The organism is Polaromonas sp. P1_A2 (assembly GCF_056406895.1).
This window is the reverse complement of the sequence record NZ_JBFTZI010000002.1, coordinates 837502-859856: the sequence shown is the minus strand read 5'-3', so window position 1 is coordinate 859856 and position 22355 is coordinate 837502. Positions and strand designations below refer to the sequence as shown.

Sequence of the window (22355 nt, the reverse complement as noted above, 5' to 3'; positions counted from 1 at the left end):
CCATGACTGCCTTGTCTTCTGTGGCGCCGCCTTCCGCGGTGGCGCCGGGCATCCCTGCGGGTGGCAAAAGGGCCGCCAGGCGCGTGCTGCCGGGCTTTCGGCTCACGCTGGGCTACACGGTGCTGTACCTGAGCCTGATCGTGCTGATCCCGATCTCGGCGCTGTTCTTCAAGACTTTCACGATGAGCTGGGAGCAGTTCGTCACCGCGGTGACCTCGCCGCGCGTGCTGGCCTCCTACCGGCTCACCTTCGGCGCCTCGCTGGTCGCCGCGCTGGTCAACCTGGTCTTCGGCCTGCTGCTGGCCTGGGTGCTGGTGCGCTACAAGTTCCCGGGCAAAAAGATTGTCGATGCGCTGGTGGACCTGCCTTTCGCGCTGCCCACGGCCGTGGCCGGCATCTCGCTGACGGCCTTGCTGGCCGGCAACGGCTGGATAGGCCAGTACCTGGAGCCCATGGGCATCAAGCTGGCCTTTACGCCGGCCGGTGTGGTGATCGCACTGATCTTTATCGGCCTGCCGTTTGTGGTGCGAACGGTGCAGCCCGTGCTGGAAGACGCCGAGAAAGAGCTTGAAGAAGCCGCAACCTCGCTGGGCGCCACGCGCCTGCAAATCTTCACCAAAGTGATATTGCCGCACATCACGCCGGCCTTGCTGACCGGCTTTGCCATGGCGTTTGCCCGCGCGATCGGCGAATACGGCTCGGTCATCTTTATCGCCGGCAACATGCCCATGATTTCCGAGATCACGCCGCTCATCATCATCGGCAAGCTCGAGCAGTACGACTATGCCGGCGCGACCGCCGTGGCCGTGGTGATGCTGCTGGTGTCCTTTGTGCTGCTGCTGGTGATCAACGGCCTGCAGGCCTGGCAGCGCCGCAACGCGGGGGCTCCGGCATGAGTGCTCCCTCATCCCAACCCAATCGCCGCGTCCGCGCCGGCACCACCGAGGCCCCCTGGGTCCGCTACACGCTGACCACCGTGGCGCTGCTGTTTGTGCTGCTGTTCCTGGTGCTGCCGCTGGCGGCCGTGTTCACCGAGGCCTTGCGCAAAGGCTTTGGCGCCTACCTGGCCGCGCTGCGCGAGCCCGACGCCTGGTCGGCCATCCAGCTGACCTTGATCGCCGCCGTGATCGCCGTGCCGCTGAACCTGGTGTTCGGCGTGGCCGCCGCCTGGGCGATTGCCAAGTACGAGTTCCGCGGCAAGTCGGTGCTGACGACGCTGGTGGACCTGCCGTTTTCGGTCTCGCCCGTGGTGGCCGGCCTGATCTACGTGCTGATCTTCGGCGCCCAGGGCTGGTTCGGGCCCTGGCTGCTGGCGCACGACATCAAGATCATTTTTGCCGTGCCCGGCATCGTGCTGGCGACCGTGTTCGTGACTTTTCCTTTTATCGCGCGCGAGCTGATCCCGCTGATGCAGGCGCAGGGCAATGACGAGGAGCAGGCCGCCATTGTGCTGGGCGCGACCGGCTGGCAAACCTTCTGGCATGTCACCTTGCCCAACATCAAGTGGGGCCTGATCTACGGCGTCATTTTGTGCAACGCACGCGCCATGGGCGAGTTCGGGGCGGTGTCGGTGGTCTCGGGCCACATCCGCGGGCAGACCAACACGCTGCCGCTGCACGTCGAAATCCTCTACAACGAATACCAGTCGGTGGCCGCCTTCGCCGTGGCTTCGCTGCTGGCCATCCTGGCGCTGGTCACGCTGGCCATCAAGTCGGTGGCCGAATGGCGCCACGAAGCCGACATGAAAGCCGCGGCGGACTTGCCGCCTGAACGCCCGCGGGCTGTCGCAGGCGCCGCCGCCCGCTAAAGGAATACATCATGAGCATAGAAATCCGCAACGTCAGCAAACATTTTGGCGACTTCCAGGCCCTGGGCGACGTCAGCCTGGACATTGAGTCGGGCGAACTGGTCGCCTTGCTGGGCCCCTCGGGCTGCGGCAAGACCACCTTGCTGCGCATCATCGCCGGCCTGGAAACCGCCGACCGCGGCAGCATCCTCTTCAGCGGCGAAGACACCACCGACGTGCATGTGCGCGAGCGCCAGGTCGGCTTTGTGTTCCAGCACTACGCGCTGTTCCGGCACATGACGGTGTTCGAGAACGTGGCCTTCGGCCTGCGCGTCAAGCCGCGCGGCGTGAGGCCCAGCGAGGCGCAGATCAAGGAGAAAGTGCACTCGCTGCTCAACCTGGTGCAGCTCGACTGGCTGGCCGACCGCTTTCCCTCGCAGCTGTCGGGCGGGCAGCGCCAGCGTATCGCCCTGGCGCGCGCGCTGGCGGTGGAGCCCAAGGTGCTGCTGCTCGACGAACCCTTTGGCGCGCTGGACGCCAAGGTCCGCAAGGAACTGCGCCGCTGGCTGCGCCGCCTGCATGACGACCTGCACGTGACCAGCATTTTTGTGACGCACGACCAGGAAGAGGCCCTGGAAGTGGCCGACCGCGTGGTGCTGATGAACCAGGGCAAGATCGAGCAGATAGGCTCGCCGCAGCAGGTCTGGGACCACCCGGCCAGCCCGTTCGTCTACGGTTTCCTGGGCGACGTCAACCTGTTCCACGGCCGTGCCCATGAAGGCGAGGTGCAGCTCGAGGGCCTGCGCCTTGATTCACCGGAACACGCCGGCGCGCAGGACGCCAAGGCCTTTGCCTATGTGCGTCCGCACGACCTGGACGTGCAGCGCTATGCGCCCGGCGCCGAAGGCATCGTCGCCCACCTGGAGCGCGCCATCGTCATAGGCCCGATCGCGCGGCTGGAGCTGATCCCCGCCGAAGGCTACGAACAAAAAGGCAATGTCCCGGGCGACGCGATCATCGAAGCCCAGATGCCCTCGCAGCAGTTCAAGGACATGGGCCTGCGCGAAGGCGACATGCTGGTGGTGACGCCGCGCAAGGCGAGGGTGTTTGTGGAGGGGTGAGGGTGTTGCGCTCTGGAATGGGTTCGCTCGACGAAAGCCTTAGGCCTTGCAGTGCATTCCCATGACGGTAGCGTACCGTGCAACGAACGGGTTGATTACTCGAGGCCAAGTATGCTGGGCACGCACTGCTCCAGCATTTCTATCAGTTCCTTGTCCATGAATTTGTAGTCGTCAGGGATATCAAGAACATGCACGGTCTTGTCATTCAATAGCCTGGTGAACTCTGCAGTCAACCTTGACTTGTGTTTTTCTTCCATGACGAGGATCACGTCGGACCACCGGATGTCTTCTGCTGAAACGGTATGGCGCGCATTGGGGCTGGTACCACCGGAGCGGGTTAGCAGTTGCGGGTGTTTGCGCCAGAGCTGCTCTGCCGTCGGGCTTCTCCATTGGTTACGGCTGCACACGAACAGAACTTTCAGGCGTTCAGCGCTGCGGGCGGTCTCCTCTTTCTGCACAAGTTGCTTTTCCGTCGTGCGGGGGTAATCGAGGCCCAGTTGCTCTGCGCGTGCAACTTTCGTTGACCGGATGTACAGGTCCTTCCAGCGTTTCTCCCTGGGCCAATCGTCTTTGGTCGTCATATGCGCTTCATACTTGTGTGGACCTGATTTATATCAGTCTTTGAATGAAGCAATGAGCCTTGGGTGAACCCAAAAGCAAGCCCGAGTCGCATCGTGATAGCCCTGTCATGTCGGCAGGTATTTATTCCAGTGCCGAAGACGGACGGCTTGAAGAACTCATTCTCTACTGATTGGCTCCGAACCTCAGTGCCGACCTGGCGCGCGCCCGTTCAGCCTCGACTTCGCGGTTGCGCGGCTCGGCATGGGTCACCAGCGAGCGGATCAGCACCCGCGCCGAGGCCGCCACTTCTTCGACAGCGCGCTCGAACGCGGCCTCATTGGCCTTGGACGGCACGTTGAAGCCGCTGAGCTTTCTCACAAACTGCAGCGAGGCGTCACGGATTTCCAGCTCGGTGGCCGGCGGCTCGAAATTGAACAAGGTCTTGATGTTGCGGCACATGCCGGCTCCTTGAGGCGAAGGCTTCGCGTTGAAATCCCAGGCTCTGCCTAGCCGGCGGGCTTGATCACCACCGACTCGGCCGAGGCCACAAAAGGCCCATGGTAGACCGCCTCGATGTTGTTGCCGTCCGGGTCCAGCACAAAGGCGCCATAGTAGCCCGGGTGGTATTTTCGCTCGCCCGGCGCGCCGTTGTCGGTGCCGCCCGCGGCCAGCGCCGCTTCATAAAAGGCTTTGACGGCGGCCCGGTCCTTCGCCTGGAAAGCCAGGTGGACGTGGGAGCTTGCGCCGTCGGCCTGGTCTATCCAGAGTTCGTCGGCGGAAAAATGGCTGTCGGCTTCCTGGATGGCGCCTTCCTTGCCCAAAGACTGCAGCACGGCGCGGTAAAAGCGCTTGCTGGCTGCCAGGTCATGGGCGCGCAGATGGATGTGGTCGACGAGGCGGCCGCGGTGGAATTCCATCATGGGGTCCTTTCTGTTGTTGTGGCAAACCGCCTGCCGCGGCTTGCAAAAGTGGATGATCCTGAAAATCTACGTCCGCCGCAACAGCCCAGCTGTAGGACAAATGCTGGCCTGTGCGCTTGAAAGAGGGCGAAAAAACTGCGCTCCATGAATTGCAGTCGGGAACTTATGCCGCTCCAGACGCCCGAACCCCTGGACCATTCATAATCCACCCAGAAAAAAGAGGGACCCTGATGTTTTTGACCTATTTCGACGCCATGCCGCGCCGTGTGCTGATGCTGGTGGCCGCGGCCTGTGTGGCCATGCTGGCTTTTGGCCTTTACCTGCAGCATGTGGTCGGGCTGGAGCCTTGCCCCATGTGCATCGTGCAACGCTATGCGCTGGTGCTGGTGGCGCTGGTGGCGGGCGTGACGGCCATTGCCAAAAGCCGCGGCCTTTTGATGGCCGGCTCGGGCCTGATGGTGCTGCTGGCGGGCTTTGGCGCCTTTGTCGCGGCACGCCAGAGTTTTCTGCAGTGGTACCCGCCGGAGATCGCCTCCTGCGGCCGCGATTTTTACGGAATGATCGAGACCTTCCCCCTGAAGCGCGCGATCCCCATGATCTTCAAGGGCAGCGGCGACTGCACCAAGATCGACTGGACCTTTCTGGGCGGCTCGATTGCCAACTGGTCGTTTGTCTGCTTTGTGGTGATCACGCTGGTGGGTTTGCTGCTGCTGGCCCGCCTGGCGCGCAGGCACTAAGCGCCAAGCCGGGATCTCTGCTGTTCAGGCATCCACGACGCGGATGTTGTCCTGGTTCACGGTCACGTTCAAGGTGTTGTTGCCTGGGTCGCGCACCTGGACCGTGATGGAAATCTGTGTCGGATCGGTGGTCTTGTAGACCGTCAGGAGCTGGTAGCCCTCAGGGACCACTTGCACCTGGCCGAATGGAACGCCATTGACTCCCCAGCGCTGCGCTCCCACAGTCACCGCCGTCACGTTCTCCTGATCCGTTCCGCCTACGATATTCACACTGACGTTGGCCATATTTCCTCCTTGGGGTGTTGGCAAAAAATTGCCCTCGTGCTGTTCAAGAGGGTGAAGCCAATTTACGGCGGCGGTCCTGGCAAAGCCATTACGGGGGATTACACCCCGCTCTGGGAAACCGTCATGTCGTTCTGGTTCACCTGCACGTTCAAGGTGAAGTCGCCGTTGTCGGTCACGTCCACGGCGATGGACAGCTGGCGGGGCGCCGTTGTCTTGTAGATCGTGAGAGTGGTGCCGCCGGCATTGACCTGCTGGGCCTGGCCAAACCGCGCCGTGCCGTTCTCTCCCCACCGTTTGTTGGCCAATGTGGCGGCCGTGACGTTTTCCTTGTCCGATCCGCCCGAAATGTTCACGGTGATGTTGGTGGCCATGTTTCTTCTCCTTCAGGGTTGAAAAATCTTTCCCGGCCTGCTTGCAGGCGGAGGAGGCGCCAATGTACGGGCGCCGTGGAGGAGGCGCCATTACAGGGCATTACGCCTTCCTCCGTTTTTTGGGCCCCGGCCGCCTCCGGGATGGCAAGAGCGCGCTGATGGCGCTTCTTGCATGGGTGAGGCTTTTAAAGGGCCAAGGGATTGCGGCCAAGGGCGGCATCGATATACTGTACATAAATACAGTATTTATCCCGATTTGAACCTCCCGCCATGCTTTCGCCAACCCCCGCAGCCCGCGCCTTGCCGGACTTCGCCAATGCCCATATCTGGCGCGCCGGCGAGTTGGGCGGCGCGAGTGTGCAAACCGTCGCCACGGGCTATGCGGCGCTGGACGCCGTGCTGCCCGGCGGCGGCTGGCCGCGGGGGGCCTTGATCGAGCTCTTGCAGCCCCAGGCCGGCGTGCATGAATGGGGCCTGGTGGCGCCGGCGCTGGCGGCCCTGCAGGCCCAGGCCCGCGAATTGACGGTGCTGGTGGGTGCGCCCTGGCTGCCTTTCGGCCCGGCGCTGGGCGCGCGGGCGCTGGACATGCGGCGCCTGCTCAGCATAGACGGCCAGCCCGGCGATGCGCCCTCGCTGCTGTGGGCCACGCGCGAGGCCCTGCAATGCGCCGACGTGCACAGCGTGCTGGCCTGGCTGCCCGACGCGCGCAGCGCGCACCTGCGCCGCCTGCAGATCGCCGCCCATGCGCACCACAAGCTGCTGTTTGTGTTCCGGCCCCTGCGGGCGCAGCAGGAATCCTCGCCCGCGCCGCTGCGTGTGCGGCTGGAGGGCTCGGCCCATGAAGCGGGCAGCTTGCGGGTCGATGTGTTCAAGCGGCGTGGCCCGCCGCTGGCCGCACCGCTGCTGCTGGACACCCGGCCGGCCCGGCTGGCCGCGCTGCTGGCGGCCAGCCGCGAAAGGGCGCGGCGCCAGCGCGAGGAAGCCGGCGTACTGGCGCCCCTGCTGCTGCCGTCGCGCGTGGCGCTTCCCCTCAGTTCACCCCAGAGTCCCATCCATGCGTTGCTGGATCGCATTGCGCATCTCGACCACCACTGAGGCGGGCCAGCCGGCTTGCCCCATGGATGCCGCCATGCTGCAGCAGGTGGCGGCCAGCCTGGCGCTGGGCCTGACGCCGCGCGTGGCGCAGGTCGACGAAGCGGTGCTGATGGACGTGACGGGCAGCCTGCGCCTCTTTGGCGGGCTGGCGCGGCTGATGCAGCTGCTGGCGCAGCGGCTGGAGGCTTTTTTTGGCGAGAACGGATTGCAAGCCGAAGTCCGGCGCGCGCAGGGCGCGACTTCCCTGATCGCGCTGGGCCGCTTGCGTGTGCTGGGCGAGGGTGGGGCCGCCGTCAAAAAACGTGTGGCCGAGCTGCCCATGCACACGCTGACGGCCGCCCGCCCGCACCTGGGCGTGCTCGAGCGCATAGGTTGCCGCACCTGGGACGACCTGCTGCGCCTGCCGCGCGACGGCATGGCGCGGCGTTTCGGCGCGGAACTGCTGCAGGCGCTGGATCGCGCCCGCGGCAGCGCGCCCGACGACTATGAATGGCTGCTGCTGCCCGAGCACTTCGAGGAAAAGCTCGAACTCAACGCGCTGGTGACCCACGCCCCCGCGCTGATGGCCGGCGTGGAACGGCTGCTGGTGCAACTGCACGCCTGGCTGCTGGGCCGGCAGAGCGGGCTCAGCGCCCTGAAAATCACCTGGCACCTGGACAAGCGCCGCGACGTGCCGCCCACCGGCGAGCTCGAAGTGCGCACGGCCCAGCCCGCACAGGATTTGCGCCACGTGGCGCGCCTGATATCGGAACACCTGGCGCAGCAAAAGCTGCCGGCGCCGGTGCACAGCCTGACTTTGCAATCGCTGGCCACCGAACTGCTGGCCGATGCGGCCGCCGCCACCGGCAGCCTGCTGATGGAGGCACGCCGGCAGGGCGACGGCGTGGTGGAACTGGTCGAGCGCCTGAGCGCCCGCCTGGGCGATGCGCGGGTGCGGGCCTGGCAGCCTTGCGCCGACCACAGGCCGGAGCTGATGCAGCGCTGGGTGCCGGCCAGGGGCGTGATTTCATCGATCAGCGCGCAGCTCCATCCCGCCCGGCCCGGCCGCAAGCCTTCAAAGGGTTTCAAGGCAGCTTCCAGCAGCCAGCCCGCGGAGGCCAGGACCGAAGCCCTGTACCCGGCCTGGCTGCTGCCCGAGCCGGTCAAGCTGGCCGCCGCCGGCAACAACCCGGTCTACCAGGGCCCGCTGCGCCGCCTGGCCGGGCCGCAGCGCCTGGAGGCCGCCGAGTGGCTGCTGGCCGACAGCGAGGCCGCGCGCGGCGCTGGCCTCAGCGCAAAGCCATGGGCGCTGCGCGACTACTTCATCTACCGGACCCAGCAGGGCGGCCTGCTCTGGATATACAGCGAGCGCCTGGGCGCAACGCCCGAGGGCGCACGGCAGCGCGCCTGGTATCTGCACGGCTTTTTTGCCTGAGGCCAGCCGCCATGTCCGCCCACGCGCTGCCCGATTACGCCGAGCTGCATGCCCTGAGCAACTTCAGCTTCCAGCGCGGCGCCTCGCATGCCGACGAGCTGGCCGAGCGGGCCGCCGAGCTGGGTTACAAGGCGCTGGCCGTCACCGACGAATGTTCGGTCGCCGGTGTCGTGAAGGCGCATGAGGCGGCCCGGGCCCACGGGCTCAAGCTGCTGCCGGGGGCCGAGTTCCTGGTGCAGGCCGCTGATGCCTTCAGGCTGGTGGTGCTGCCCCACAACGCGGCGGGCTGGGGCAACCTCTGCGAGTTCATCACCGAGGCGCGCCGCGCCGGCAACGAGATCGAGAAGGGCAGCTACCGCGTCACGCTGGCCGAGACCGATTTTTCGCGGCTGGCCGATTGTGAAATCCTGCTGTCGCCCCTGCCGGATGCCATCCATGTGCAGGCACTGGGCGCGCACGCCGACTGGGCGCTGCGGCTGTTCGGCGCGGCCGCCTGGCTGGCCGTTGAGCTGCAGCAGGGCCTGGACGACGCGCTGCGCCTGCAGCAGCTGCAGGAGGTGGCGGCGCGCACCGGCATAGGCCTGGTGGCGGCCGGCAATGTGCTGATGCACAAGCGCTCGCGCAAGCCGCTGCACGACGTGATGACCGCCATCAAGCTGGGCCGGCCGGTGCACGAATGCGGCTTTGCGCTGCAGGCCAATGCCGAGGCGCATTTGCGCCCGCGCATGCGGCTGGCCGGCATTTACCCGGCCGCGCTGCTGCGTGCCACGCTGGTGGTGGCCGCGCGCTGCAACTTCAGCCTTGACGAGATCCGCGACCTCTACCGCTACCCCCGGGACGACATGGTGCCGCCGGCCGAAACGCCGGCGCGCTGGCTCAGGCGGCTGAGCTGGCAAGGCGCCCACACACGTTATCCGCAGGGCATTCCGCGCAAGGTCCGGAAGCAGCTGGGCTTTGAGCTGGCGCTGATCGAAGAACTTGAATACGAGATGTTCTTCATCACCGTGCACGACATCGTGCGCTTTGCGCGGCAGGAAGGCATCCTGTGCCAGGGGCGCGGCTCGGCGGCCAACTCGGTGGTGTGTTTCTGCCTGGGCGTCACCGCCGTCAACCCGGCCGAAAGCAAGCTGCTGTTCGAGCGCTTCATCAGCCGCGAGCGCCGCGAGCCGCCCGACATCGACGTGGACTTCGAGCACGAGCGGCGCGAGGAGGTCATCCAGTACATCTACGGCAAGTACGGCCACGACCGCGCCGCGATTGCCGCCACCATCATCAGCTACCGCCCGCGCAGCGCGATCCGCGACGTCGGCAAGGCGCTGGCGATAGAGCCGGAGCTGATAGACCAGTTCGCCAAGGAGCATTTCTGGTTTGACGGCAGCGAGGTGCTGCGGGAAAAAATCCGCCAGGCCGGCCTGGCGGGCCGGGAAGCGCCGGTGCTGCAGTGGCTGGACCTGTCGGCGCAGCTGATCGGCTTTCCGCGCCACCTGAGCCAGCATGTGGGCGGCTTTGTGCTCACGCAGGGCAAGCTCACGCGGCTGGTGCCGGTGCAGCCGGCCTCCATGGAGGAGCGCCGCATCATCCAGTGGGACAAGGACGACCTGGAGGCCATGGGCCTGCTCAAGGTCGATGTGCTGGCGCTGGGCATGCTGTCGGCCATACGGCGCTGCCTGGCGCTGGTGAACCAGACCCGGGGCACCCAGCTGCAGATGCATGAGGTCAAGCCCGATGAGAAAACCTACGACATGATCTGCGCGGCCGACACGGTGGGCGTGTTCCAGATCGAGAGCCGCGCCCAGATGTCCATGCTGCCGCGGCTGCAGCCGCGCAGCTACTACGACCTGGTGGTCGAGGTCGCCATTGTCCGGCCCGGGCCCATCCAGGGCGGCATGGTCCACCCCTACCTGAAGAACCGCGAAGCCCAGAGGCGCGGCGAAACCATCACCCCCGAATACCCGGCGCTCAACCCGGCCCTGGAGCGCACGCTGGGCATCCCGATTTTCCAGGAGCAGGTGATGCAGATCGCGATGATCGCCGCCGACTTCACGCCCGGCGAGGCCGACGACCTGCGCCGCTCCATGGCGGCCTGGAAGCGCAAGGGCGGGGTGGAGCGTTTCCACGGCCGCCTGGTCCAGGCCATGGTCAAGAACGGCTACAGCACGGAGTTTGCGGAGCGCATCTTCAGCCAGATCCTGGGCTTCGGCGACTACGGTTTTCCCGAAAGCCATGCCGCCAGCTTCGCCAAGCTGGTCTATGTGAGCTGCTGGTTCAAGTGCCATGAGCCGGCCTGTTTCCTGGCGGCCATGGTCAACTCTCAGCCCATGGGCTTTTACACACCCTCGCAGCTGGTGCAGGACGCCATCCGCCACGGCGTGGAGGTGCGCGCCGTGGATGTGATGCACAGCCACTGGGACTGCACGCTGGAGCCGGACGGTGTGCTGCCGGCCGGCACGCAGCCGGCGGTGCGCCTGGGCCTGCGCCTGGTGGCCGGCCTGCGCCAGGACGCGGCCCTGCGCCTGGTGGCGGCGCGGGCGCAAGCGCCTTTCAGCTCGACCGAGGACCTGGTATCGCGCGCGCAACTGGGCACGCTGGAAATCAACGCGCTGGCCGCCGCCGATGCCTTGCTGCCGCTGTCGGGCCACAGGCGCCAGCAGGTGTGGGACGCCTCGGCCATCAAGCCGGCGCCGCGCCTGCTCAAGTCCGTGCCCACGCATGAAACCCCGCTGGCGTTGCCCGACACACCCGAGGGCGAAAACATTCTGTTCGATTACCAGGCCACCGGCCTCACGCTGCGGCGCCACCCGGTCGCGCTGCTGCGCGAGCGGCTGGCGCGCAAGGGCTTGCTGAGCGCCAGCGAACTCAATGCCCTGCCTGACGGCGAGGAAGCGGCCGGCTGCGGCATCGTCACCGTGCGCCAGCAGCCGCAAACCGCCAAGGGCACCATCTTCGTCACGCTGGAGGACGAAACCGGGCCGGTCAACGTGATCGTCTGGAAGTCGCTGCGCGAAGCCCAGCGCGCCGAACTGCTGCATTCACGCCTGCTGGCGGTCTACGGTGTGTGGCAGCGCAGCGAGGAGAGCGGCACCGCCAAGGGCTATGGCGCGGTGCGCAACCTGGTGGCGCGGCGGCTGGAAGACCTGACGCCGCTGCTGGGGCGGCTGGGCACCTCCAGCCGCGACTTTCATTGAGGCCGGCCGGCTTGCCGCGTGTGTTCCCGGTGCGCATCGTCCAGCAACCGGCACACCTCCTCGTCCGTGGCTTGGGGAAAGTCCACATACCATTGGCTCACGGCGCCGAAATATTCCAGGCGGGCCGGGCAGACGACTTCCGTGCCCTGGTCTTCCAGCTCTTGGCACCCTTGTTCAGAACCGACTGGCACGGCCACCACCAGCTGCGCCGGCTGCTGCTGCCGGATCGCCAGCACGGCCGCGCGCAGGGTGGCGCCTGTGGCCAGGCCGTCGTCCACCACGATGACCGTGCGGCCCGTGATGCCGGGTGCCGGGCGTTGCCGGCGGTAAAGCTGTTCACGGCGCGCCAGCTCGGCTTCTTCCCGGGCCAGCACGGCGGCCACCGCCTGCGGCTGCGGCGCGGCGCCGGGCGGCGGGTTCATCACCCGCACACCGCCGCTGGCGATGGCACCCATGGCGTATTCCTCATGCCCCGGATAACCGAGCTTGCGCACCACAAAGACGTCCAGCGGCGCTTCGAGTTCCCGGGCCACCTCGCGCCCCACGGCCACGCCGCCGCGCGGCAAGGCCAGCACCAGCAGGCCGGGGCGGCCGCGATAAGAGGTCAGGGCGCCAGCCAGCAGGCGCCCGGCATGGACGCGGTCACGGTAGGGTAGTGCGAAGTCCGTCATACGCAGGCTCCGGCAGGCTTTCAGGCCGCTAAAACGGGCCCGGCCGCCTTGCCGGAACGGTTTTATTTTCCTGCGGGAATACCGCGGCCCGCAAGAGGGCGCCGGCGTGAGGCGGCTCAGCGCTGGTGTGCTTCGCCAGTTTCCACACTGCCCTGCTGCAGGGCATGCTCCAGCAGCTTGCTGTAGTTTGCGAGCTTTCTGTACAGCAGGCGCACTTCCAGCATGTTGTGGATGCGCGTCTTGACTTCCACCAGGTCAAAGGGCTTGCTGATGAAGTCCTTGGCGCCGGCTTGCAGGGCGCGCAGCTTATGGGCCGGCTCCGCGGTCAGCACGATGACGGGCAGGTAGTTGTCGCGGCTGTTCTTCTTGAGTTCCTGCATGACCTGGAAGCCGTCCATGCCGGGCATTTTCAGGTCCAGCAGGATCAGGTCGTAATGGTGCTCGGCGTGCAGCCCGGCGACTTCCTGCGGGTTCATGGTGGCGCTGACGCGGGTGTAACCGGTCTCGCCGAGCAGTTGCCTGAGCAGCTGCACGTTCACGGGCTGGTCGTCCACGACCAGGATACTTGCATTGAGGATGTCGAATTCGGTGTTCATGGCGTGGTTTCCCCGGCCGCGAGGCGGTCGGTCCTGGCTTTGGCCAGGGAGAGCATCAAGTTCAGCGTTTCCATGAACTCGTTGATCTTGATGGGTTTGGTGAGGTAACGAAAGAAGCCGGCCCGCAGGCCTTTTTCAATGTCGCGGGGCATGGCATTGGCGCTGAGGGCCACGACCGGGATGTGTTTCGTCAAAGGGTCTTCCGACAGGATTTTCATGGCCGTGATGCCGCTGATGCCGGGAAGGTTGATGTCCATCAGGATGAAGTCCGGCAGCGCGGCCTTGGCGATGGCGATGCCGCTGATACCGTCGCGCGCGGACAGCAGGCGAAAGTCCGGGCGCCTGGCGATCAGGTCCTCCACCAGCATCAGGTTGGCGGGGTTGTCCTCGACGTACAGCACGGTGCAGGTTTGCGGGTCCGCGGGCGCGGGCGCGGCAAGCCCGATCGCGAGATTGAGCAGTTCCGGCGAAAATTTCTGCTCGGCGGTGACGTTCATTTCGATCCAGAACATGCTGCCCTTGCCGATCGTGCTTTCCACGCCGATCACGCCGCCCATCAGTTCGACCAGCCGCTTGGTCATGACCAGGCCAATGCCCGTGCCCTGTTCGGTGCTGGCTTCCTGCCCGAGGCGGTTAAAGGGCTGGAAGAGCTGCTCTATCTTCTCGGGCATCAGGCCTTCGCCGGTGTCTTCCACGCAGATGCGTATGCGCCCGGGCGGGGTGTCGACGCACTTGAGCGTCACCTTGCCGCTTTCGGTGTTGTATTTGATGGCATTGGTCAGCAGGTTGATCAGCACCTGCTTGAGCCGCGTGCGGTCTGCATTGACAAAGAGGGGCGAGGTGAAGGCCGGAAAGCTCACGCTGATGCCGCGCTTTTCGGCCTGCGACTCGATCATGGTCTCGCATTCGTGCATGACTTCGGCCAGCGACACCGGCTCCAGCGACAGTGACAGTTTGCCGGACTCGATCAGCGCCAGATCCAGGATCTCGTTGATCAGGTCCAGCAGGTACCAGCCGGCCTGCAGGATCTGGTCCACGCTGCGCTTTTGCGAAGGCGTGGGCACGGGCGTGCCGGACTCTATCAGCTGCGCGAAACCCAGGATGGCGCTGAGCGGCGTGCGCAGCTCGTGGCTCATGCTGGAGAGGAAGTCCGATTTGGCGAGGTTGGCCTTCTCGGCCACCGCCATGGCTTCGTTCAGCGCGATCTCGACCTGCTTGCGCACCGAGTTGTCCGTACCTATCAGCAGGTAGCCGATGATGGTGCCGAAGTCGTCGCGCAGCGCGGTGATGGACACGATGGCCGGAAAGCGGCTGCCGTCCTTGCAGATGTAGGTCAGTTCGTAGATGTCTTCAATGCCGCGCGAGGCCTTGAAGGCCAGGGCTTCAAAGCCCGGCGTGATGGGTGTGGCGAGCTCCAGGCTCAGCGCCTGCGCCCTGGCCATCACTTCCTGCGGGTCGTGGATGTCGCTGGGGTTGATCTTGTTGACGACCTCAGCCGCCATATAGCCCAGCATGCGCTCGGCGCCGACGTTGAAGAGCTGGATGATGCCTTTTTCGTCGGTCGCGATGATGGAGAAGTTTTCGCTCGTCAGGATGGCGGTCTGCAGCGCGCCGGTTTTGAGCAGCGCTTCCTGGCGCTGGACCTCTATGCCGTCGGCTTTGGCGAGCGCCTCAAGGGCGCTCAGGCTGGTAATGGGTGACATGGGCCATGTTCTCTGTGAAAGTAACGACGATGCCGCGAGGCGCCGGCTGCGGGGCGGCGCGTCCAGGATCCTGGCCGGGGAGGGGGTGAAGTCCTTGGAAAGACTCCGGGAGTATGAGGGTTCGGGCCTTGAGCGGTCTGTTCGGCAGCGCACATAGGGGCCGCCCGGGCCCCGCAATGGCTAGCTGTTTGCCCGCCGGTAGAAGGCCAGCGAGCCGGCCAGCGCCAGCAGCGCGCCACCGCAGGCGCGGTCCATCCAGCGCGTGGCCGAGGCCTTGAGCAGGCGTATCGCGCGCGCGCCCACAAAGGCGTAAGCGAACATCACGGAGAAATCGATGCCCGCGAACACCAGGGCAATCGCGAGGTACTGCGGCGCCTGGGCGGCGGCCGGGTCTATGAACTGCGGCAACAGGGCCGAGCAGAACAGGTAGCCCTTGGGATTGGTCACCGCCACCAGGAAGGACTTCATGAAGATCGCGCGGCTGCCGTGCTGCGTGCCGGTGGCGCCTTCGGGGGGGATCTCAAAGCCGCCGCGCGAGCGCAGCAGGCGCAGGCCCAGCCAGGCCAGGTAGGCCGCGCCGGCCCACTTGAGCACCGAAAACCAGAACTCGGAGGCGGCCAGCAGCGCGCCCAGGCCCAGGGCCACCGCGCCCACCAGCACAAAGTCGGAAACCACCGCGCCCAGCATGCCGGGCACGGAGCGGCGCACGCCGTAGCGCGAGCCGTTGGCCAGCGCCAGCAGCACCGTGGGACCGGGCGTGGCGATGGCCACCAGCGCGACGACGGAAAACAGCAGCAAGGTGGTGGTGTTCATGCGGCGGCTCCGCAGCCTTGGGGCTTGTAGACGCGCTCGGTCGAGGGCGGGTATTTCGCGAGAAGTCGCTCGGGGCGGCTGGGCCGCACGGTGAAGCCGCCGCCGCAGTTGGGGCAGACGCCCTTGAGCCGGGTGTCGGCGCAGTCGGCGCAAAACGTGCATTCAAAGGTGCAGATGCGTGCCTCGGCCGACTCGTTGGGCAAGTCCTTGTTGCAGCATTCGCAGTTGGGGCGCATTTGGAGCATGGAGAAGTCCTGTGTGAAGGGGGGATTGACCCGATGCTAAAGAAAAACCCCTGCGAGGGAAACCCCGGCCGGGCTAGGACAGCTTCTTGACCAGCACCTGGCTCTTGCGGTCCCAGTTGTACTTGCGCTTGCGGCCTTCAGGCAGCCAGTCCGGGTCCACCTGCACAAAACCGCGCTTGATGAACCAGTGCATGGTGCGGGTGGTCAGCACGAAGATGCTTTGCAGGCCGGCGGCGCGGGCGCGCTGCTCTATGCGTTTGAGGATTTTTTCGCCGTCGCCCTGGCCCTGGCTTTGCGGCGAGACGGTGAGCGCCGCCATTTCCGCCGTTTTGGCTTCGGGGTAGGGGTAGAGCGCCGCGCAGGCGAAGATCACGCCGTCGTGCTCGATGATGCTGTAGTTGGCGGCGTCGCGTTCGATCTCGGTGCGGCTGCGCTTGACCAGGGTGCCGTCGTTTTCAAAGGGCTCTATCAGCTGCAGGATGCCGCCCACGTCGTCGCCGGTGGCTTCGCGCAGCTCTTCGAGCTTTTCATCGACCACCATGGTGCCTATGCCGTCGTGCACATAGATTTCCAGCAGCAGCGAGCCGTCCACCGCGAAGGGCAGGATGTGGCTGCGTTCCACGCCGGCCTTGCAGGCCTTCACGCAGTGCTGCAGGTAAAAGCCCGTGTCGGTGGGGCGCTCGCTGTTGGGCAGGGTGGCCAGCAGCTTTTCGGCGGCGGCCAGCGGCAGCTCGGTGTCTATGGGGTTGTCCTCGCTCTCGGGCTGGTCGTGGTGTATGCGTATGCCCGGAATTTCGGTCAGGAAGATCAGCTTGTCGGCCTGCATGGCGATGGCCACCGAGGTGGCGACCTCTTCCATGGTCAGGTTGAAGGCCTCGCCGGTGGGCGAGAAGCCGAAAGGCGAGAGCAGCACCATGGCGCCGAAATCCAGCACCCGGCCTATGGCGGCGGTGTCCACCTTGCGCACAAGGCCCGAATGCTTGAAGTCCACGCCGTCCAGGATGCCGACAGGCCGCGCGGTGATGAAGTTGCCCGAAATCACCCGCACCGTGGAGCCGGCCATGGGGGTGTTGGGCAGGCCCTGGCTGAAAGCCGCCTCGATTTCATAACGCAGCTGGCCGGCGGCCTCCTGGGCGCTGTCCAGGGCGACCTCGTCGGTGATGCGCATGCCGTGTGAATACTTGGCCGTATGGCCCTTGGCCTTGAGCTGTTCGTTGACCTGCGGCCGAAAGCCGTGCACCAGCACGATTTTCACGCCCATGCTCTGGATCAGCGCCAGGTCCTGGGCGATGTGCTGCAGCTTGCCGGCGGCGATGGCTTCGCCAGCCAGGCCCACCACAAAGGTTTTGCCGCGGTGCGTGTGGATGTAGGGCGCGACCGAGCGGAACCAGGGCACAAAGGTGAAATTGAAGACGGCGGACATGGGCGCGCTTTCGGGTCGTATAGGGCAGGGCGGAAGCAGCCGGGGGGCGGGGCGGCCGCAGGGCAAGGCACTGCTTTTCCCGGCAAACGAAAAAGTCCAGTGAGTGTAAGGGAGACGCGGCCGGCCCGGGGGGTATCCGTCGCTGGCGACCCCTCTTTTTAGGGCTTGGCGAACAGGGTACGGCAGGGTATGGTCAGGGTGTCATGGATAAATATGCGATCGGGTTCTGGGGCTGCTATTTCGGATCAGCCGGCCTGATGCTGGCTGGTTCGGTGTTTGCCTATATCCGGTCCCTGCGGCGCATCGCTGTCAATGCCGCCGCCTCGGCCCTGGCCTCGACCTTCTTTGTGGTGGCTTTTCTGGGCGCCCTGCCCATAGGCGACGCCGACACGCTGGACCGTTTCCTGGCCCATGTGGCCAGCCTGGTGTCGGTTTTGCTGGCCTACCTGCTGTTCTCTATCCTGGGCATTTTGCGCAGCCCCGCATCCCAGCGGCGCGCCTTGCTGCTGCTGGCGGGCGTCGCGGCCCTGGTCATCGCGCTGGGCTGGGCCGTGAGCCCGCAGCAGTCCCTGATGCTGAGCCTGGCCGCGGCCGCGTTGATGGGCTTTGTGGCGCTGGCCCTGAGCCTGCGCAGCGCCCTGCGCGGCGACCGCCTGGCGTGGGTGGCGGTGGCGGGTGTGGGCTTCATGCTGGTGGCCATCGTGGGCTTGAGCTGGGCGGCGCTGGACCGTGCCCACGTGCCCTGGCAGGCGCATGCGGTCAGCGCGCTGGCGGGCACGGCCTACCTGGCCACCATGGCGTCGGTGCTGTGGATACGCTATTCCTACCTGATCGAGCTGAACCAGGCCATGGCCTACGGCCCCAGCTACGACCCCGTCACCCGCATGCGTTCCAACAGCGAAACCAACAATATGGTGAACGGCGCTTTCAGGGACTACCGCGACAAGCCGGTGCCGCTGGGCGTCATCGTGGTCTCCATCGCCAACCTCTATGTGCTGGAAAAACTCTACGGCCTGGCGGCCGTCAACCATGCGCTGTTTGTCTGCGCGGGGCGGCTGCGGCGCAGCGTGCCGGCCCATGTGGAGATGGGGCGGCTGGGCGAGGACGGGTTTTTGCTGCTGATGCGCAACTGCCACGACAGCGGCGACCTGATCCACCTGGCGCGCCGTGTGCAGGCTGCCCTGACGCGCACCGTGGCGCTCAATACCAGCCTGGAAGCCGGCACAGCGGCCGGCCAGCAGACGCCCTGGGCAGCGGAGGTAGGGCTTGGCGTGCTGCGGGTGTCCAAAACCGATGCGCGCGCCTCTTCGGCGGTGGGCCTGGGGCGCGGCATGTCGCGCGCGGCACTGGGCTATCCCAGCCGCATTGCCTGGTTTGACGAGAGCAGCGGGGAAATCGTCGACATGCCGGTGCTGGCGGCCTGAGCCGGTGCGGCGCTCCCCCGGCGCGCGGGACTTTCCGGAAGCGCCGATAATTGGCGGCTTTGGCCGTCCCGGCCCCGCGGCATTCTTTTCGGCTCTTCCCTTTGTCCCCAGCTTTGACTCCCCTGACCATCACTTTTCCCGAATCGCTGCCCGTCTCCGGCAGGCGCGATGAAATCACCGCCGCGATGGCGGCCCACCAGGTCGTCATCGTCTGCGGCGAGACCGGCTCGGGCAAGACCACACAACTGCCCAAGATCGCGCTGGCCATGGGGCGCGGCAAACTCAATTACCCGCCGGGGCAGGGCCGGCTCATAGGCCACACCCAGCCGCGCCGCATCGCTGCCTCCAGCGTGGCCAAGCGTATCGCCGAGGAGCTCAAGACGCCGCTGGGCGAGGTGGTGGGCTACAAGGTGCGCTTCCAGGACCGGCTCTCGCACGATGCCTCCGTCAAGCTGATGACCGACGGCATCCTGCTGGCCGAGACGCAGACCGATCCGTTGCTCAAGGCCTACGACACCCTCATCATCGATGAGGCCCACGAGCGCAGCCTGAACATCGACTTCCTGCTGGGCTATCTACGCCAGTTGCTGCCGCGCCGGCCCGACCTCAAGGTGGTCATCACCTCGGCGACGATTGATGCGCAGCGCTTTGCCGATTACTTCGCATCCGCCAAAGGGCCCGCTCCGGTCATCATGGTGTCGGGCCGCATGTTTCCGGTGGAGCAGCGCTACCGGCCGTTTGAAGAGTCGCGCGAGCATGACCTGAACGACGCGATCGCCGACGCGGTCGATGAACTCTGGCTGAGCCCGCACAGCGCGGGCGACATTCTGGTGTTTTTACCCGGTGAGCGTGAGATCCGCGAGGCGGCCGACCATTTGCGCAAGCACCTGGCGCACCAGCCGTTGACACGCAATGCCGAGGTGCTGCCGCTGTTCGCGCGCCTGAGCCAGGCCGAGCAGGACCGCATTTTTGACGGTCACAGCGGCCGGCGCATCGTGCTGGCCACCAACGTGGCCGAAACTTCGCTGACCGTACCCGGCATCCGTTATGTGATCGATGCCGGCACCGCGCGCGTCAAGCGCTACAGCTTTCGTAACAAGGTCGAGCAGCTCATGGTGGAGCCGGTGTCGCAGGCGGCGGCCAACCAGCGTGCCGGCCGCTGCGGCCGGGTGGCCGACGGCATCTGCATACGGCTGTATGACGAGAAAGACTTCCAGGGTCGCCAGCCCTTTACCGACCCGGAAATCCTGCGCAGCTCGCTGGCTTCGGTGATCCTCCGCATGAAGGCGCTGCACCTGGGCAATGTCGAGGAGTTCGCCTTCATCGAACCGCCGCAGCGCCGCGCGATTGCCGACGGCTACCAGCTGCTGGCCGAGCTGGGCGCGGTGGACGAGGACAACGAACTCACGCCCGTGGGCCGCACGCTGGCCAAACTGCCGCTGGACCCGCGCGTGGGCCGCATGATCCTGGAAGCCAGGGACCGCAACGCGCTGGACGAGGTGCTGGTGATTGCCAGCGCGCTCAGCGTGCAGGACGTGCGCGACCGGCCCATGGACAAGCAGGCCCAGGCCGACCAGCAGCACGCCAAGTTCGACGACGAAAAAAGCGAGTTCAGCGGCTACCTCAAGCTCTGGAAATGGCTGGGCGACGCGCGCGGCGGCCACGGCACGGACCACAAGCTCTCCAACCGCCAGTATGAAAACCTGCTGCGCGAGAATTACGTCAACGTGCGCCGCGTGCGTGAATGGCGCGACATCCATTCGCAGCTGCATACGGTGGTCGGCGAGCAGAAATGGGCGCTCAATGACAAACCGGCCAGCTATGAGCAACTGCATCTTTCGATGCTGTGCGGCCTGCTGGGCAATATAGGCTGCAAGAGCGACGAGGAAGACTGGTACCTGGGCGCGCGCGGCATCAAGTTTTACCGCCACCCCGGCGCGCGCCTGAGCAAAAAGCCGGGCCGCTGGATCGTGGCGGCCGAACTGGTGGAAACCACGCGCCTGTTCGGCCGCGGCATCGCCAACATAGACCCGGCCTGGATAGAGCAGGTAGCCGGCCACCTGCTCAGCAAACAGCTGCTGGATCCGCACTGGGAGAAAAAAGCCGCCCAGGTCACGGCATTGGAGCGCGCCACGCTGTACGGCCTGGTGGTCTACAACGGCCGGCGCGTCAACTTCGGCCGGGTCGATCCGGTCACGGCGCGCGAGATCTTCATCCGTGAGGCGCTGGTGGCCGGCAACTGGGACACCAAGCTGCCTTTCCTGGCGGCCAACCAGAAGCTGATCCAGCAGGTGCAGGACCTGGAACACAAGGCCAGGCGCCAGGACGTGCTGGTCGATGAGGAGCTGATTTACGCCTTTTATGACCAGCAGCTACCGGCCGACGTGCACAGCGGCGCGGGCTGCGAGCACTGGTACAAGGAAGAGTCGAAAAAGCAGCCGCAGCTCTTGCTGCTGACACGCGAAGAGCTGATGCGCCACGAAGCGGCCGGCATCACCACGCAATCGTTTCCCAAAACCCTGCGCATGGGCGGTGTGGACTGCCTGGTGACCTACCTGCACGAGCCCGGCGACGCGCGCGACGGCGTGACCGTCGAGGTGCCGCTGTTCGCGCTCAATCAGGTCAACGAGGAGCGCTGCGAGTGGCTGGTGCCCGGCATGCTCAAGGACAAGGTCCAGGCGCTGATCAAGACCCTGCACCAGCGACCGCGCTCGCGCCTGGTGCCGCTGCCCGAGACCGCTGCCCGCATGACGGAGCAGCTGCTGCAGCCCGAGGTCTTCGGCAGCGGCTCGCTGACGGACGCGGTGCTCAAGCTGGTGCGCGACGCGACCTCGCTGGACATCAAGCGCAACGATATGAAGCTGGACATGCTGCCGCCGCACCTGTTCATGAACTTCCGCGTGGTCGACGAGCACGGCCGCCAGCTGGGCGCGGGCCGCAACCTGGGCGCGCTCAAGGGCGAGCTGGGCTCACAGGCGCGCGGCGCTTTCCAGGCACTGGCCGGGCTCAAAAACCTGGCCAAAGCGCCCGAGCCGGCCGCCACTCCAGGCAAGACTCCCCCTGCCGGCAAGCCTGGCGCTCCGGCAGCGGCGGAAAAACCGGCGGTCAAGGTGGCGGAACGCTACACGGGCTGGAGTTTTGGCGAACTGCCCGAGCTGATGGAAATCCGCAAGGGTTCGCAGACGCTGATCGGCTTTCCGGCGCTGATCGACCTGGGCGATGCAGTCACCATCGAGGTGTTCGACGAACCCGATGCGGCGGCCGCCAAACACCGTGCCGGCCTGCGCCGGCTGTTTGCGCTGCAGATCAAGGACGCGCTCAAATACCTCGAGAAGAACCTGCCCGAGCTGCAGAAGATGGCCACGGCCTACATGCTGGTGGGACGCGCGGCCGACAACTCCGGCGGCGGCACACTCGAGGAACTGCGCGAGCAGATCATCGAGGTCGCGCTGGACCGCGCCTTCCTGCTCGATCCGCTGCCCACCAGCGAGGGCGAATTCAAGAAGCGCATAGACGACGGGCGGGGCCGCCTGACCCTGATCGCCAGCGAGGTGGCCCGGCTGGCCGCGGGCATCCTCACCGAATTCGCCGTGGCCCAGCGCAAGATCAAGGACAGCAAAAACGCCGCCGAAGCCGCGGCCGACGCCGCCCAGCAACTGCAGCGCCTGGTGCCCAAGCGTTTTCTGGCGCTCACGCCTTATGCGCAGCTGCAGCATTTCGCGCGCTACCTCAAAGCCATCACCTTGCGGCTGGAAAAATGGCGCGCCGACCCGGCACGCGACGCGGCTCGCCTGGCCGAACTGCGGCCGCAGGAACAGCGCTACTGGCGCCTGGTGGCCGAACGCAAGGGCGCGGTCGACGCGCGCATGCAGGAGTTCCGCTGGCTGCTGGAGGAACTGCGCGTGAGCTTTTTTGCGCAGGAACTGCGCACGCCGCAGCCGGTGAGCGTTAAACGCCTAGACAAGGCCTGGGCGCAACTGAATAGTTGATGCCGGGTTTTGAGGT

At 66.0% G+C, this 22355-nt stretch carries 20 protein-coding genes; 9 read left to right on the top strand and 11 right to left on the bottom strand.

Annotated features, from left to right (window positions below; genetic code table 11):
• The first annotated feature begins 2 nt into the window (after positions 1-2).
• Genes cysT through AC1D09_RS11020 form a run of 3 tightly spaced genes read left to right on the top strand, consistent with a single transcriptional unit; the run spans position 3 to position 2907 of the window.
• Positions 3-896 (top strand): sulfate ABC transporter permease subunit CysT, encoded by an 894-nt coding sequence (gene cysT / locus AC1D09_RS11030; RefSeq protein ID WP_477701048.1) that lies wholly within the window; start codon positions 3-5, stop codon positions 894-896.
• Positions 893-1807, top strand: a complete 915-nt coding sequence (gene cysW, locus AC1D09_RS11025; RefSeq protein WP_477663023.1) for a sulfate ABC transporter permease subunit CysW — start codon at positions 893-895, stop codon at positions 1805-1807. Before cysT ends, cysW begins: the two co-directional genes overlap by 4 nt.
• Positions 1808-1818: 11 nt before the next feature.
• A complete protein-coding gene (locus tag AC1D09_RS11020; RefSeq protein ID WP_477663024.1) occupies positions 1819-2907 on the top strand; it encodes a sulfate/molybdate ABC transporter ATP-binding protein in 1089 nt (362 codons plus the stop codon).
• Positions 2908-3002: 95 nt separating this feature from the next.
• Here the strand turns inward: AC1D09_RS11020 and AC1D09_RS11015 are convergent, their stop codons facing one another.
• The 3 genes from AC1D09_RS11015 to AC1D09_RS11005 form a co-directional block, all read right to left on the bottom strand.
• Entirely contained in the window at positions 3003-3488 is a 486-nt protein-coding gene (locus AC1D09_RS11015; protein WP_477663025.1) for a low molecular weight protein tyrosine phosphatase family protein, read from the bottom strand.
• 163 nt (positions 3489-3651) lie between these two features.
• On the bottom strand, positions 3652-3927 hold the full coding sequence (locus tag AC1D09_RS11010; protein WP_477663026.1) for a DUF2277 domain-containing protein: 276 nt from the start codon (positions 3925-3927) through the stop codon (positions 3652-3654).
• A gap of 47 nt (positions 3928-3974) precedes the next feature.
• The gene (locus AC1D09_RS11005) at positions 3975-4385 is read right to left on the bottom strand and encodes a VOC family protein (RefSeq protein ID WP_477663087.1); all 411 of its coding nucleotides are present in this window, start codon (positions 4383-4385) and stop codon (positions 3975-3977) included.
• Positions 4386-4618: 233 nt separating this feature from the next.
• Between AC1D09_RS11005 and AC1D09_RS11000 the strand changes: the two genes are divergently transcribed.
• A complete protein-coding gene (locus AC1D09_RS11000; RefSeq protein WP_477663027.1) occupies positions 4619-5125 on the top strand; it encodes a disulfide bond formation protein B in 507 nt (168 codons plus the stop codon).
• A 24-nt stretch (positions 5126-5149) separates the two neighbouring features.
• Here the strand turns inward: AC1D09_RS11000 and AC1D09_RS10995 are convergent, their stop codons facing one another.
• Both AC1D09_RS10995 and AC1D09_RS10990 read right to left on the bottom strand, forming a co-directional pair.
• A complete protein-coding gene (locus tag AC1D09_RS10995) occupies positions 5150-5410 on the bottom strand; it encodes a hypothetical protein (protein WP_477663028.1) in 261 nt (86 codons plus the stop codon).
• Positions 5411-5508: 98 nt separating this feature from the next.
• Positions 5509-5781 carry a hypothetical protein gene (locus tag AC1D09_RS10990; RefSeq protein WP_007865292.1) on the bottom strand — a complete coding sequence of 91 codons (273 nt, stop codon included), beginning with the start codon at positions 5779-5781 and terminating at the stop codon, positions 5509-5511.
• Between the two features lie 270 nt (positions 5782-6051).
• Here AC1D09_RS10990 and imuA point away from each other — a divergent pair, with 270 nt between their 5' ends.
• Genes imuA through AC1D09_RS10975 form a run of 3 tightly spaced genes read left to right on the top strand, consistent with a single transcriptional unit; the run spans position 6052 to position 11475 of the window.
• Positions 6052-6876 carry a translesion DNA synthesis-associated protein ImuA gene (imuA, locus tag AC1D09_RS10985; protein ID WP_477663029.1) on the top strand — a complete coding sequence of 275 codons (825 nt, stop codon included), beginning with the start codon at positions 6052-6054 and terminating at the stop codon, positions 6874-6876.
• Positions 6836-8290: a Y-family DNA polymerase gene (locus AC1D09_RS10980; RefSeq protein WP_477663030.1), complete on the top strand. Its 1455-nt coding sequence runs from the start codon at positions 6836-6838 to the stop codon at positions 8288-8290. The genes imuA and AC1D09_RS10980 overlap by 41 nt, the downstream gene beginning before the upstream one ends.
• An 11-nt stretch (positions 8291-8301) precedes the next feature.
• Positions 8302-11475, top strand: coding sequence for an error-prone DNA polymerase (locus tag AC1D09_RS10975; RefSeq protein ID WP_477663031.1), 3174 nt, complete (start codon positions 8302-8304; stop codon positions 11473-11475).
• Here AC1D09_RS10975 and AC1D09_RS10970 read toward each other — a convergent pair.
• The 6 genes from AC1D09_RS10970 to argA form a co-directional block, all read right to left on the bottom strand.
• On the bottom strand, positions 11469-12146 hold the full coding sequence (locus tag AC1D09_RS10970; protein ID WP_477663032.1) for a phosphoribosyltransferase: 678 nt from the start codon (positions 12144-12146) through the stop codon (positions 11469-11471). The two genes, AC1D09_RS10975 and AC1D09_RS10970, sit on opposite strands and share 7 nt — an antisense overlap.
• A gap of 116 nt (positions 12147-12262) precedes the next feature.
• On the bottom strand, positions 12263-12742 hold the full coding sequence (locus AC1D09_RS10965; protein ID WP_477663033.1) for a response regulator: 480 nt from the start codon (positions 12740-12742) through the stop codon (positions 12263-12265).
• Positions 12739-14445, bottom strand: a complete 1707-nt coding sequence (locus AC1D09_RS10960; protein WP_477663034.1) for a PAS domain-containing hybrid sensor histidine kinase/response regulator — start codon at positions 14443-14445, stop codon at positions 12739-12741. Before AC1D09_RS10960 ends, AC1D09_RS10965 begins: the two co-directional genes overlap by 4 nt.
• A 180-nt stretch (positions 14446-14625) precedes the next feature.
• On the bottom strand, positions 14626-15258 hold the full coding sequence (locus AC1D09_RS10955; RefSeq protein WP_477663035.1) for a LysE family translocator: 633 nt from the start codon (positions 15256-15258) through the stop codon (positions 14626-14628).
• Positions 15255-15503, bottom strand: a complete 249-nt coding sequence (locus AC1D09_RS10950; RefSeq protein WP_413330552.1) for a DUF1272 domain-containing protein — start codon at positions 15501-15503, stop codon at positions 15255-15257. Before AC1D09_RS10950 ends, AC1D09_RS10955 begins: the two co-directional genes overlap by 4 nt.
• Positions 15504-15576: 73 nt before the next feature.
• Positions 15577-16926, bottom strand: coding sequence for an amino-acid N-acetyltransferase (gene argA / locus AC1D09_RS10945; RefSeq protein WP_477663036.1), 1350 nt, complete (start codon positions 16924-16926; stop codon positions 15577-15579).
• 203 nt (positions 16927-17129) lie between these two features.
• Between argA and AC1D09_RS10940 the strand changes: the two genes are divergently transcribed.
• Both AC1D09_RS10940 and hrpA read left to right on the top strand, forming a co-directional pair.
• A complete protein-coding gene (locus tag AC1D09_RS10940; protein WP_477663037.1) occupies positions 17130-18350 on the top strand; it encodes a GGDEF domain-containing protein in 1221 nt (406 codons plus the stop codon).
• Between the two features lie 113 nt (positions 18351-18463).
• A complete protein-coding gene (gene hrpA / locus AC1D09_RS10935; RefSeq protein ID WP_477701047.1) occupies positions 18464-22339 on the top strand; it encodes an ATP-dependent RNA helicase HrpA in 3876 nt (1291 codons plus the stop codon).
• Positions 22340-22355 lie beyond the last annotated feature (16 nt).